The 12,990-nt window shown below is 69.9% G+C and carries 7 protein-coding genes; 1 reads left to right on the top strand and 6 read right to left on the bottom strand.

The features are described from left to right. Positions 1-70: 70 nt before the first annotated feature. Positions 71-310: a hypothetical protein gene (locus tag ACEUEL_RS03265; RefSeq protein WP_405702107.1), complete on the bottom strand. Its 240-nt coding sequence runs from the start codon at positions 308-310 to the stop codon at positions 71-73. Between the two features lie 474 nt (positions 311-784). On the opposite strand from ACEUEL_RS03265, the gene ACEUEL_RS03260 reads away from it, so the two are divergent. Continuing rightward, positions 785-1,108 carry a hypothetical protein gene (locus ACEUEL_RS03260; protein WP_405702104.1) on the top strand — a complete coding sequence of 108 codons (324 nt, stop codon included), beginning with the start codon at positions 785-787 and terminating at the stop codon, positions 1,106-1,108. Positions 1,109-1,127: 19 nt separating this feature from the next. On the opposite strand, the gene glgX is transcribed toward ACEUEL_RS03260, so the two are convergent. The 5 genes from glgX to ACEUEL_RS03235 all read right to left on the bottom strand — a co-directional run bounded on the left by glgX (position 1,128) and on the right by ACEUEL_RS03235 (position 12,883). Next, positions 1,128-5,303 carry a glycogen debranching protein GlgX gene (gene glgX / locus ACEUEL_RS03255; protein WP_405702101.1) on the bottom strand — a complete coding sequence of 1,392 codons (4,176 nt, stop codon included), beginning with the start codon at positions 5,301-5,303 and terminating at the stop codon, positions 1,128-1,130. Beyond that, positions 5,300-6,757 carry a glycogen synthase GlgA gene (gene glgA, locus ACEUEL_RS03250; protein ID WP_405702099.1) on the bottom strand — a complete coding sequence of 486 codons (1,458 nt, stop codon included), beginning with the start codon at positions 6,755-6,757 and terminating at the stop codon, positions 5,300-5,302. The genes glgX and glgA overlap by 4 nt, the downstream gene beginning before the upstream one ends. Before the next feature lie 7 nt (positions 6,758-6,764). Then, positions 6,765-8,033 (bottom strand): glucose-1-phosphate adenylyltransferase, encoded by a 1,269-nt coding sequence (gene glgC / locus ACEUEL_RS03245; RefSeq protein ID WP_405702098.1) that lies wholly within the window; start codon positions 8,031-8,033, stop codon positions 6,765-6,767. A gap of 48 nt (positions 8,034-8,081) precedes the next feature. Next, positions 8,082-10,280 (bottom strand): 1,4-alpha-glucan branching protein GlgB, encoded by a 2,199-nt coding sequence (gene glgB, locus ACEUEL_RS03240; protein WP_405702096.1) that lies wholly within the window; start codon positions 10,278-10,280, stop codon positions 8,082-8,084. Positions 10,281-10,396: 116 nt separating this feature from the next. Further along, positions 10,397-12,883 (bottom strand): glycogen/starch/alpha-glucan phosphorylase, encoded by a 2,487-nt coding sequence (locus ACEUEL_RS03235; protein ID WP_405702094.1) that lies wholly within the window; start codon positions 12,881-12,883, stop codon positions 10,397-10,399. Positions 12,884-12,990 lie beyond the last annotated feature (107 nt).

Here is a 12,990-nt window from a genome sequence, read left to right as displayed (position 1 = left end):
ACGCGAAGAAAGCGCCCGATCGACTTCGGGCGCCGGATTCGCGCGGATTTGAGGTCGGATGGCCCGATGTTCAGTCGATCAGGCCGCAGTCCCGCGCCGCTTTGACGGCGGCGATCTGTGCCGCGTCGAGGTAATTCCACGCCGCGGTCGTGCCGTCGCGGCCGAACTGGATGGCCGGCCCGCGGTTCACCACGCGCTGACCATCGCCATTGTCGACCAGCGCGAACTCGAAAATATGGTGCTCGTTGCGGTGCATCAGCCGCACGATCGACGGCGACAGGGTGAGAATGTCGAACTCGGTCTCCGGCATCTGTGTCCTCCCCTCCGTGCGGCCCATGAACGCGGCCGAAAGTGGCGCCCTTCACGCGGAAGAACACCCTTCCCCTGATACGGAACCCGTCAACGCTGTCGGCAGTTGACCGGGCGGCGCCCCACCGTCCGATCCATCCCCGATTGGAAGGTTAAGCGAATTCCACCGAAACGGGAAGCGCCGTGCGCCGTACGGCGACAGTAATATGTTGCTGCAACGCAGCATATCCCGTCTATTTCAAATTTCGAACCATTCAACCCGCACCACTAAGCTATGGGTCCCAAAATGAGCACAATCATTTGACCAGTTCGTCGAAACAATTCTTGGCGATTCTTCTTATAGATCGTGGGATCACAGCAGAACGAGGTCTTATATTACCTATACTGATGGCAACTTGCCCGAACATCGTCACTCAACATCCCGGCGCCCGGGAACCGCGCCCCGCGCGTCCCGGGGCGTCCATCGGAGGGGCTCATGAACCGCAACACCACCCTGGTCCTCGCCGCGATCGTTCTCATCGCGGCCATCGCCGCGGCGATCCACTTCTCCGGCCGCATGACCCCGGAAACCGCGCAGACGCCGCCGCCGGTCATCGCGCCCGAGCCACCCGCGACGCCCGCGACACCGGCCCCGACCGCGACCCCGCCCGCACCGGAACCGCCGGCCGCGACGCCGCAGCCGCAGCCCGAGCCGGTTCAGCCCGCCCCGCCGGTCGATCCGGAACCGCCGCGCCCGACCGATCCGCCGGCCGGTGGCGAAGCCCCGCCCCAGCCCCCGCCGCAGCCGAACAATCCGTGATGCGGCGGCCGGGGAGCGCTCAGCGCGCTCCCCGCTCCCGCGCCATGGCGTCGAGCGCCGCGGCCGCCGGCGCCTCTCCCAGCACGGCCCCGATCGGCCGGGAGAGGCGCCGGCGCCAGTTCGGCCGCTCCCGGTCGGTGCCGGGCAGGTTGACGGCGACACGCTCGCCGGCGAGATCGTCCAGCTGCGCCAGGGCGAGGATCGACGGGCTACGCGCCACATAGGCGTGGACCGCGACGAAGAACGCGTTGCTCATCGGCGCCTCGGCATCGCCGGCGCTCTCCTGCGCCGGATCGAGCAGCCCCTCGGCGACGAGCGCCGCCGCAAGGCGCCGCTTTTCGGTTGCGCGCGCCAGCCGGGCCGCAGCCGTCGCGGCGGCATCGTCCAGCCCCAGTTGCTCCCGTTCGGCAATGTCGGCGCCCGCCCACCAGCCCCGCAGGGTGGGCAGGTCATGGGTCGACACGCAGGCGGCCGCCAGCGCCGGATAACGGTCCGGCGGCAGGAAATCGGCGCCCTCGCGCTCGAACCACAGCACCCGATAGGACAGCATCCGGTCCGCCTCGAGCTGCTCGCGCATGCCGGCGGGCACCGTGCCGAGATCCTCGCCGACCACGAGGCAGCGCGCCCTGTGGCTCTCCAGCGCCACCTGACCGGCGAGATCGGCGAAGGGATAGGCGAGATAGGTGCCCTCGCCGGCACCCGCTCCTTCCGGCAGGAGAAAGAGCCGCCTGAGGCCCATCACGTGATCGATGCGCAGCGCACCGGCATGGCGCATATTGGCGGCGACGAGGCGGGCGAAGCCCTCATAGCCGTCGCGGGCGAGCGCCATCGGATCGGGCGGCGGCAGGTTCCAGTTCTGCCCCTCCGGCCCCAGCGGATCGGGCGGCGCGCCGATGGCGAGGCCGGCCATGACCACGTCGGCCCCGGCCCATTCCTCGGCGCCGCCGGGTGCCATGCCGACGGCGAGATCGCGGTAGAGGCCGAGCGACAACCCCGCCTCGGCCGAGCGGGCCGCCGCTGCCGCCAGTTGCCGGTCGGCGATCCATTGCAGCCATTGCGCGAAACGCACCGCCGACGCGTTCGCCGCCGCGAAGGCGGCTACTTCCGGCGCATCCGGCCGGGCGAGGCCGGGCGGGAAGGCGCGCCAGTCGCCGACGCCGTGATGCTCGCAGATCGCCTGGAAGACGGCGAAGCGGTGCAGGCCCTCCCCGCCTTCGGCGATGAAGGCCGCGAAGGCCGGATCCTCGCCCTGCGCTGCGTAAGCCTCCGCCAGCGCCGCGCGCTTCGCCGCCCAGACGGCGGGATAATCGACCGCGCCGTGCGCCGACAATCGCCCGAACACCGCGCGGCGCGCCTCGAAGCCGCCGAGCGCGGCGACATCGATGTAGATCGGGTCGAGGAAGCGCCGGTCGGAGGGGTGGTAGGGGCTCGCCCGCTCGCGATCGGTGGGAAACAGCGCGTGCAGCGGGTTCAGCCCGACGCTCGCCCCGCCCCGCGCCGCCACCGCCGCCCCCAGCGCGCCGAGCGCGGTGAAATCGCCGATGCCCTGGTCCTGCGCGTCGGGACGCAGGGCGTAGAGATGCGTCGCCACGCCGAAGACCCGCCCACCCTCCGCAAGCGTCGGGGGGAGGTAGCAGGAGCGCGGCGCGAGCGTGAGGCGGCAGACAGCGTCGGCGAGCGTCAGCCGGTGCCGACCGACCGGCAGCGGCGGCAGGTCGACATGGCGGAGCACCGCGCGGCGCCCGTCGGCGCGGGTGACCTCCTCGCGCAGCCCGTCCGCGGCACCGATGGCCAGCGCCATCTGCGTACCGTCCTCCAGCGTGATCGCGAGATCGAGGCGGCGCGCCGCGAGCGCCGCCGCACCGCCGAGGGGAACCCGCAGCGGCCCGCCCTCGCGCAGCACCAGCGCCGGCGGCATCGCCCGCCCCCACTTCTCCTCCGAAAGCCTCACCAGGCTGTCGCGCACCTCGCCGCCCGTGCCGGCGGGAAGGCCCAGGCCCGTGAGGATCGCCCGCTTGGTGTCGTCGCCGACCAGATGGTAGGTGCCGCCCACGTCCCACCACTCCGGCGCGATGCCGGCCGCCTGGGCGAGGCGATCGAGCAGCGCGGGATCGGCGGCGCGGCTCGGCGCGTCCTCATCCACCTCTTCGACGAGGATGAGCACGCGACGCGGGCCGAGCACCGCGGGAGGCTCGGACGGATCGGACGCGCCGTCGAGCGCCGCGCTGTCCGCCGCCAGCCGCCAGCGGAAGCCGTCGCGCGGCGGCGGCAGTTGCAGCGGCAGTTCGGCCTCGCCCGCGTTCAGCGCCACGATGGCGCCATCGGCCGGCGCCTCGCCGCGTGCCGGCGCGTGGAACACGGCGACCAGCGCGCGGGTCTCCCCGTCCTCCCAGCGCACCTCACCGCCATCCGGCATCCGCCAGACGACATCGGGAAGGCCGCTGTCGTCCGGCGGCAGGCCGGTGAGCGCGGCCTCGCCGCGCAGCACCGGGTGCGCGCGGCGCAGCGCGATCAGCCGGCCGGCAAAGGCGGCGAGGCCGCGGTCCATCCCCTCCCAGTCGAACCAGGTCGAGGCGTTGTCCTGCGCATAGGCGTTGTTGTTGCCCTCCTGCGTGCGCCCGCCTTCGTCGCCCATGGTGAGCATCGGCGTGCCGCGCGAGGCGGCGAGCGTCGCCAGCAGCGCGGCGATGTCGCCACGCCGGCGGGCGCGGATGGCGGGGTCGTCGCTCGGCCCCTCGACGCCGTTGTTCCACGAGTGGTTGGCGTCGGTGCCGTCGCGATTGCCCTCGCCATTCGCCTCGTTGTGCTTGCCGGCATAGGCGACGAGATCGGCGAGGGTGAAGCCGTCATGGGCGGCGACGAAGTTGATCCCGCGCGAGAGCGGGCGCCGGCGGGGGGTGAACAGGTCGGCCGATCCCGCCAGCCGGCTGGCCAACGCCCCCACCCGCCCCGGCTCGCCGCGCCAGAAGCGCCTGACATCGTCGCGGTAATGATCGTTCCACTCGCCCCAGCGGGCGGGGAAATTGCCGACCTGATAGCCGCCCGGGCCGATGTCCCAGGGCTCGGCGATCATCGCGAGATCGCGCAGCACCGGGTCCTGCTCGATGGCGGCGAAGAACGGCGCCTGCGGATCGAACCCGTCGGCGCGCCGCCCCAGCGTCGCGGCGAGATCGAAGCGGAAGCCGTCGAGGCCGGTCGCCGCCCAGCGCCTGAGGCTGTCGAGGCCGAGCCGCAGCACCGGCGCGCGTTCCAGCGCCAGCGTGTTGCCGGTGCCGGCATCGTTGAGCAGCAGGCCCGGATCGCCCGCCGCGTGGCGGTAATAGGTCGCGTTGTCGAGCCCGCGAAGCGACACGGTCGGCCCGAACACGTCGCTCTCGCCGGTGTGGTTCAGCACCACGTCGAGCAGCACCTTGATGCCCGCCCCGTGCAGCGCCTCGATCGCGGCGCCCACCTCGGCGAAGCCGCCCGGCGCGAGCCGGGGATCGGGGGCGCCGAACACCACCGGGTTGTAGCCCCAATAGTTGGAGAGGCCGAGCGGAGGCAGGTGCCGCTCGTCGATCCACGCCATCGCCGGCATCAGTTCGACGGTCGAGACGCCGAGCCCGACCAGATAGTCGAGCACCGCCGGATCGGCGAGCGCGGCGAAGGTGCCGCGCGAGGCCTGCGCGAGGCCCGGATGACGCAGGGTGAAGCCGCGCACATGCAGTTCGTAGATGAACTGCTCGCCCCAGCCGAAGGAGGGCCGGACCGGAGCGGCCAGCCCCTCCGGCTCCGCGGCACCGATGATCGCCTTGGGCACGAAGGGAGCGCTGTCGGTATCGTCCTGCGCGGCGCCGCTGGCGCGCCGGTCGAACAGCGCCTCATGCAGCACGAACGGTCGGTCGAGCGCCACCGCATAGGGATCGACCAGCAGCTTTTCCGGATTGAACCGATGCCCCTCCCCCGGCGCCCACGGCCCGAAGGCGCGCAGGCCGTAGCGCATCCCCGGCACGATGCCGGCGACATGGCCGTGGAACACGTCGCCGGTGCGCTCGGGCAGCGCGATGCGGGCGATCTCGGTCGCGCCCGCCGCGTCGAACAGGCAGAACTCGATGCGGGTGGCATGGGCCGAGAACACCGCGACATTGGCACCGCGCCCGTCGAGGCGCAGGCCGAGCGGTTCCGGATCGCCGGACGAGACGGCGAAGGCGCTCAAGCCGCCCGCTCCGCCTTCAGCCGGCGGTAGAGAGCGGCATAGCGGGCGGCCGGCCCGCGCCAGGAGACATCCGTCTTCATGGCGTTGCGCTGGGCCCGCTTCCAGGCCGGCGTGTCGGCCCACAGCGCCTGCGTGCGTCGCAGCGCGCCCTGCAGCGCGGAGGCGGTCGCCGGCGCGAACTGGATGCCGGTGCCCACCCCGCCGGCCCGCGCCATCTCGTTGATGTCGATCACCGTGTCCGCGAGACCGCCGACACGCGCCACGACGGGCAGCGCCCCGTAGCGCAGCGCGGCGAGCTGGGTGAGCCCGCACGGCTCGAAGCGCGAGGGCACCAGCAGCGCGTCGGACCCCGCCTGGATCAGGTGCGCCAGTTCCTCGTCATAACCGAACTGCACGCCCACCCGGCCCGGCCAGGTCCGCGCCGCGGCGGCAAAGCGCTCGGCGATGTGCGCGTCGCCCGATCCGAGCATGACGAGGCGGGCGCCCAGCCCCACCAGCAGCGGCAGGCTGTCCGCCAGAAGGTCCAGCCCCTTCTGCCAGGACAGGCGGCTCACCACGCCATAGGTGAGCGCCGCATGGTCGCCGTCGAGGCCGAGCCGCGCGGCGAGCGCCGCCTTGTTCACGCCCTTGCCCTTGAGCGCCCCGGGCTCGAACGGCGCGGCGATCAGCGGGTCCCGCGCCGGGTCCCATACGCCGTCGTCGAGCCCGTTCAGTATGCCGCTGAGATGCGCGGTGCGCACCGCCAGCAGCCCGTCGAGCCCCATGCCGCCCTCGGGCAGCAGGATCTCGCCGGCATAGGTGGGGGAAACGGTGGTGATGTGGTCGGCAAGCTGAAGCCCGGCCTTCAGGAAGCCGATCATCCCGTAATATTCGACGCCGTCGATGGCGAAGGCATGCGGCGGCAGGCCGAGTTCGCCCAGAACATGGTGGGCGAACTTCCCCTGGAAGGCGATGTTGTGGATGGTCATCACGCTCGCCGGCCGCCGACCGCCGGCATAGTGCAGATAGGCCGGCGCGAGGCCCGCCTGCCAGTCATGGGCGTGCACCACGTCCGGCACGAAACCGGGAACGAGGCCGTAGCCGATGCCCGACGCCACCGCCCCGAGCGCGGCGAAGCGGATGGCGTTGTCGCGCCAGTCCTCGCCGTCCGGGCCGGCATAGGGCCCACCCGGCCGGTCGTAGAGATGAGGCGCGTCGATCACGAACAGGTCGAGCCCGGCCGCGCGCGCGTCGAGCAGCCGGGCCGGGCCGCCGAACAGGTTGTCGAAATGGTGGACCACCCCGGCATGCTCCAGCGCCAGCAGCACGGCCGGATAGCCCGGCACCAGCGTGCGCACGCCGATCCCCTCCGCCGCCAGCGCGCCCGGCAGGGCGCCCGCCACATCGGCGAGGCCGCCCGTCTTCACCAGCGGGAAGACCTCGGAGACGACCGAGAGCAGCTTGAGTTCGCTCATGCCCGGCTCACCCCTCCAGCCGGTCGATCATCGGCTGGGTGATCAGGCAGACCCCCTTCTCGGTGCGCCGGAAGCGCTTGGCGTCGAGTTCGGGATCGTCGCCGACGACGAGCCCGTCGGGGATGCGCACATTGGCGTCGATGATCACGTTCTTCAGCCGCACCGAGCGGCCGATCCGCGCATAGGGCAGGATCACCCCGCCCTCGATCGAGCCGAAGGAATGCACCCGCACCCCGGTGAACAGCAGCGAGCGGCGCACGGAGGAGCCGGAGATGATGCAGCCGCCCGAGACCAGCGACTGGTTGGCCTCGCCGCGCCGCCCGTCGACGTCGTGGACGAACTTCGCCGGCGGCGTGATCTCGCCATAGGTCCAGATCGGCCAGTCGCGGTCGTAGAGGTCGAGTTCCGGCACCACCTCGGTGAGGTCGACATTGGCCTCCCAATAGGCGTCCACCGTCCCGACATCGCGCCAGTAGGGCGTCACCTCGGCGTTGGAGCGCACGCAGGAGCGCGAGAAATGGTGCGCCCGCGCCGAGCCGTGCTTCACCACATAGGGGATGATGTCCTTGCCGAAGTCGTGCGAGGAGGTCGGGTCGGCGGCGTCGCGCTTCAGGAGCTCCATCAGGAAGCTCGTCTCGAAGACATAGATGCCCATGCTCGCCAGCGCCTTGTCCGGATGGCCGGGCATGGGCGGCGGGTCCTTCGGCTTCTCGAGGAAGGACAGGATGCGGTCCTCCTCGTCGACATGCATCACGCCGAAGGCGCTCGCCTCCTCGCGCGGCACCTCGAGGCACCCCACCGTCACGTCGGCGCCCTGGTCGACGTGCTGCTGCAGCATCACCTCGTAATCCTGCTTGTAGACGTGGTCGCCCGCCAGGATGATGATGTATTTGGGGCCGTAATCGGCGATGATGTCGAGGTTCTGGTACACGGCATCCGCCGTTCCCAGATACCACATCGTCTCGGACACGCGCTGGCTCGCCGGCAGCACGTCGAAGCTCTCGTTGCGCTCCGGGCGGAAGAAGTTCCAGCCGCGCTGCATGTGGCGGATCAGGCTGTGCGCCTGATACTGGGTCGCCACGGAGATGCGGCGGATGCCGGAATTGAGCGCGTTGGACAGCGCGAAATCGATGATGCGCGACTTGCCGCCGAAATAGACCGCCGGCTTGGCGCGCCGGTCGGTCAGTTCGAACAGGCGGCTGCCGCGTCCGCCCGCCAGCACATAGGCCATGGCCGAGCGGGCAATGGGCGCGTTCGAAACCGGCGGTCGGGTCATCAGGCGTCGTCTCCCCTTGGCGTTTTTCCCTCGGCCGGCGGCTTTCGCTCAGTCCGGCGTCCAGTGCAGATAGAGCGTCCCGAGCGGCGGCAGCACCAGATCCGCGCTCGCCGGCAGGCCGTGCGAAGGCTCGTCGCGGGCGATGACCCCGCCGAGATTGCCCGCGCCCGAACCGCCATAGGCCTGTCCGTCCGAGTTCAGCACCTCCCGCCAGCGGCCCGCCCGCGGCAGGCCGATGCGGTAGCCGGAACGCGGCACGGGCGTGAAATTTGCGACCATCACCACCGGCGCATCGCCCTCGGCGCCGAAGCGCGCCCAGGCGAAGACCGAGTTCTCCGAATCGTCGACGACGATCCAGCGGAATCCCTCCGGCTCGCAGTCCCGCGCGTGCAGCGCCGGCAGGTCGCGGTAGAGATGGTTGAGGTCGCGCACGAAATGCTGCAGGCCGGCGTGATAGGGGCCCATCACCATCAGGTGCCAGTCGAGGCTGCGCGCCTCGCTCCACTCCGCGCGCTGGCCGAATTCCTGGCCCATGAACAGCAGCTTCTTGCCGGGATAGGCCCACATCAGCGCGTAATAGGCCCGGGCGGTGGCGAACTTCTGCCAGTCGTCGCCCTTCATCCGGCCGATGATCGTGCCCTTGCCGTGAACGACCTCGTCATGCGAGAGCGGTAGCACGAAGTTCTCCGAAAACGCATAGACAAGACCGAAGGTGATCTTGTCGTGGTGCCAGCGCCGATACACGGGATCGAGCGACACGTAGTCAAGCGTATCGTGCATCCAGCCCATGTTCCACTTGAATCCGAAGCCGAGCCCGCCGTCATGGACCGGGCGCGACACGCCCGACCACGAGGTCGATTCCTCGGCAATGGTCACCGTGCCCGGATGCCCGGCATAGGCCAGCTGGTTGACGCTCTGGAGGAAGGCGACGGCGTCCTTGTTGTCGTTGGAGCCGTCGGGATTGGGCGCCCACTCGCCGTCCTTGCGCGAATAGTTGAGGTAGAGCATCGAGGCCACCGCATCGACGCGCAGCCCGTCGATGTGGAACACGTCGAGCCAGTAGAGCGCGTTGGCGGCCAGGAAATTCGCCACCTCGCGCCGGCCGAAATCATAGATCGCCGTGTTCCAGTCGGGATGGAAGCCGCGCCGCGGGTCGGCATGCTCGTAGAGCGGGCCGCCGTCGAAGTGGGCGAGGCCGTGGATGTCGGTCGGGAAATGCGCCGGCACCCAGTCGAGGATGATCGAGATGCCGGCCTTGTGCGCCTTCTCGACGAAGCGCGCGAAGCCCGCCGGATCGCCGAAGCGGCTCGTGGGCGCGAACAGGCCGATCGGCTGGTAGCCCCAGGAGGCGTCGAGCGGGTGCTCGGAGACCGGCAGCAGCTCGATATGGGTGAAGCCCATCCAGCCGGCATATTCGATCAGCTGGTCGGCCAGTTCGTCATAGCTGAGGAACCGGTTGCCCTCCCCGCGCCGCCAGGAGCCGAGATGCACCTCGTAGATCGACATCGGCTTGCGCCGCGCCTCGCCCGCCTCGCGCGCGGCGCGGTGGGGAGCGTCGTCGATCGCGATGTCGTCGATGCGGGCGACCACCGAGCCGGTATCCGGCCGGAACTCGCCGCGGAAGCCGACCGGATCGGCCTTCAGCGGCAGCAGACGGCCGTCGGCGGCGACGATCTCGTATTTGTAGATGGTGCCCTCGCCGACACCGGGCGCGAAGATCTCCCACAGCCCGCTGTCGATGCGCTTGCGCATCTGGTGGGTGCGCCCGTCCCAGCGGTTGAAGTCGCCCACCACCGAGACGCGCGCGGCATTCGGCGCCCAGACCGCGAAGCGCACGCCCTCGACGCCCTCATGCGCACAGGCATGCGCGCCGAGGCGCTCATAGAGCAGCTTGTGGGTGCCTTCGAGCAGGAGATGATCGTCGAGCGGGCCGAGCACCGGGCCGAAGGCGTAGGGGTCGCGGAGCACCCATTGCCCGCCCGCATTGCGCGCCTTCAGCCGGTAGCGCGCCCAGGCGGGGCGATCCTTCGCCAGCCCCTCGAAGAAACCGGAATCGTGCCGCCGTGCCAGCGCGACGATGGTGGCACCGGCGTCGTCGATCGCCTCCACCTCCAGCGCATGGGGCACGAAGGCGCGGATGACGAGGCCGTCCGCCGTCTCGTGCGGCCCGAGCAAGGCGAACGGATCGGCATGACGCGCCCCCACCAGTTCGTCGACCTCTCGGTCGGGGGCCTGCCACGCCATCATCCACACCTCTCGTTGCCGCCGCGATATACACGCCGGGCACCACGTAAAGTTCCGTCAGCGCTTCGGAAAAGTCCACGCCGGCGACTACGTATAAGCCGCCGGCGGAGCCGAATCGATCAGCGGGGCTGCCGGACCGGCACGTTCCAGATGTCCGCCGCATATTCGGAAATGGTCCGGTCCGAGGAGAACCAACCCATATTGGCGGTGTTGATCAGCGAGGCGGTCCACCACGCCTTCTTGTCCCGCCACAGCGCATCGACCCGGCGCTGCGCCTCCCAGTAGGAATCGAAGTCCGACGTCACCAGGAAATAGTCGTGGTGGCGCAGCGCATTGGTCAGCGGCTTGAAGCGATCCGGCTCGTCCGGCGAGAACACGCCCGATTCGACCGCGTCCAGCACCTCGGACAGGTGCGGCGAGGCGGAGATGGCGCCGAACTCGTCGATGCCGGCGGCACGGCGCTGCTCCACCTCCTCGGCGGTCAGCCCGAAGATGAAGATGTTCTCCGCGCCGACATGCTCCTTGATCTCGACATTGGCGCCGTCGAGCGTGCCGATGGTCAGCGCGCCGTTGAGCGCCATCTTCATGTTGCCGGTGCCCGAGGCCTCCATGCCGGCGGTCGAGATCTGCTCGGAAAGGTCCGCGGCCGGGATGATCGCCTCGGCCAGCGAGACGTTGTAGTTCGGCAGGAACACCACCTTCAGCAGGTCGCGCACGACCGGGTCGTCATTGACGACCTTGGCCACGTCGTTGGCGAGCTTGATGATGAGCTTGGCCTGATGGTAGCTCGCCGCCGCCTTGCCGGCGAAGATCTTCACCCGCGGCGCCCAGTCCTTGGCCGGATTGGCGCGCATCGATTCATACAGCGCGATGGTCTCCAGCACGTTGAGCAGCTGGCGCTTGTATTCGTGGATGCGCTTGATCTGCACATCGAACAGCGCGCCCGGATTCACCTTGATGTCGAGCCGGTCGCGGATGAGGCGGGCGAGGTTCACCTTGTTCTGCCGGCGCACCGCCGCGAACTTCTCGTGCAGCGCCGGGTCGCCGGCCAGCGGCTCCAGCTTCTTCAGCGCCGAGGGATCGTCCAGCACCTCCGGCCCGCACACCTGGACCAGCAGGCGGGTGAGGCCGGGATTGGACTGGTTCAGCCAGCGGCGGAAGGTGATGCCGTTGGTCTTGTTGTTCATCCGCTCCGGGAAGATGCGGTAGAAATCCTTGAACACCGTGTTCTTCATCAGCTCGCTGTGCAGCGCCGCGACGCCGTTGATCGAGTGCGAGCCGAGGAAGGCGAGATTGCCCATCCGCACGCGCCGGCCATGGTCCTCCTGGATCAGCGAGACCGAGGAGAGCAGCGCGTCGTCATTGGGGAATTCCTCCTTCACCCGGGCGAGGTGCAGCGCGTTGATCATGTAGATGATCTGCATGTGGCGCGGCAGCAGCCGCTCCATCAGCGGCACCGGCCAGGTCTCCAGCGCCTCCGGCAGCAGCGTGTGGTTGGTGTAGGAGATGGTGCGGTTGGTGATGTCCCACGCCTCGTCCCAGTCGAGGTCGTGCTCGTCCACCAGCAGCCGCATCAGCTCCGCCACCGCGATCGCCGGGTGGGTGTCGTTGAGCTGGATCGCCACCTTGTCGGGCAGCGAGCGCACGTCCCCGAAGCTGTCGATGTGCCGGCGCATCAGGTCGTGCAGGGAGGCGGCGGTGAAGAAATACTCCTGCCGCAGCCGCAGTTCCTGCCCCGCCGGGGTGGCGTCGCTCGGGTAGAGGATCTTGGAGATCGCCTCCGCCTTGACCTGCTCGACCAGCGCCCCGACATGGTCGCCCTGGTTGAACGCCTCGAGCCGCAGCGGATCGGCGGCGCGGGCGGACCACAGCCGCAGCGTGTTCACATGCCGGCCGCGCCAGCCGACGATGGGCGTGTCGTAGGCGACCGCCTCCACCGTCTCGCCGGGATGCCAGACCTGCTTCTTGCGGCTGCCCATCGACACCGCCTCGACCGAGCCGCCGAAGCCGACGTCGTAGATCACCTCGGGCCGCTCGAACTCCCACGGGTTGCCGAAGGAGAGCCAGTCCTCGGGATATTCCTGCTGCCAGCCGTTCTTGACCACCTGCCGGAACAGGCCGTGGTCGTAGCGGATGCCGTAGCCATAGGCGGCGATGGAGAGCGTCGCCATGCTCTCCATGAAGCAGGCCGCAAGGCGCCCGAGGCCGCCATTGCCCAGCGCCGCGTCCGGCTCCACCTGCCTGAGCCGGTCGAGATCGACGCCGAGATCGCCGAGCGCGGCGCGCACCGTGTCGAGCAACTCCAGATTGGTCAGCGCGTCGAACAGCAGCCGGCCGATGAGGAATTCGAGCGAGAGGTAATAGACGCGCTTGCGGCCTTCCGAATAGGTCTGCCGGGTCGAGGTGATCCAGCGGTCGACGATGCGGTCGCGGGTCGCGAAGGCGGTGGCGAGGAACCAGTCACGGTCGCTCGCCGCCGCCGGATTCTTGCCCACCGCATAGGTGAGCTTGGCAATGACGGCGGCCCGGAATTTTGCCACGTCGTCGCCCGGCGCCACGATGGCCGCCGGCTTTTCGAGCGTCTTGTCCTCGACATCGACTGTCATGTGCAGTTCTGCTCCTACTAGCCCCTCGCGCGTCCTGCAGCGCGGCGCCGCCCCGACCGGCGCCCGCGACGCGGATGGCTCATCCCCTCATGCAACCTTTCGGCCAG

The organism is Ancylobacter terrae, from assembly GCF_045108345.1.
Classification (GTDB): Bacteria; Pseudomonadota; Alphaproteobacteria; order Rhizobiales; family Xanthobacteraceae; genus Ancylobacter.
The sequence above is the reverse complement of the archived record's forward strand: the minus strand, read 5'-3'. Positions and strand labels throughout refer to the sequence as shown.

Coding starts and splice junctions, on each gene's coding strand:
- ACEUEL_RS03265 (WP_405702107.1), bottom strand. CDS start 310: ATGCCGGAGACCGAGTTCGACATTCTCACCCTGTCGCCGTCGATCGTG.
- glgA (WP_405702099.1), bottom strand. CDS start 6,757: ATGAGCGAACTCAAGCTGCTCTCGGTCGTCTCCGAGGTCTTCCCGCTG.
- ACEUEL_RS03260 (WP_405702104.1), top strand. CDS start 785: ATGAACCGCAACACCACCCTGGTCCTCGCCGCGATCGTTCTCATCGCG.
- ACEUEL_RS03235 (WP_405702094.1), bottom strand. CDS start 12,883: ATGACAGTCGATGTCGAGGACAAGACGCTCGAAAAGCCGGCGGCCATC.
- glgB (WP_405702096.1), bottom strand. CDS start 10,280: ATGATGGCGTGGCAGGCCCCCGACCGAGAGGTCGACGAACTGGTGGGG.
- glgC (WP_405702098.1), bottom strand. CDS start 8,033: ATGACCCGACCGCCGGTTTCGAACGCGCCCATTGCCCGCTCGGCCATG.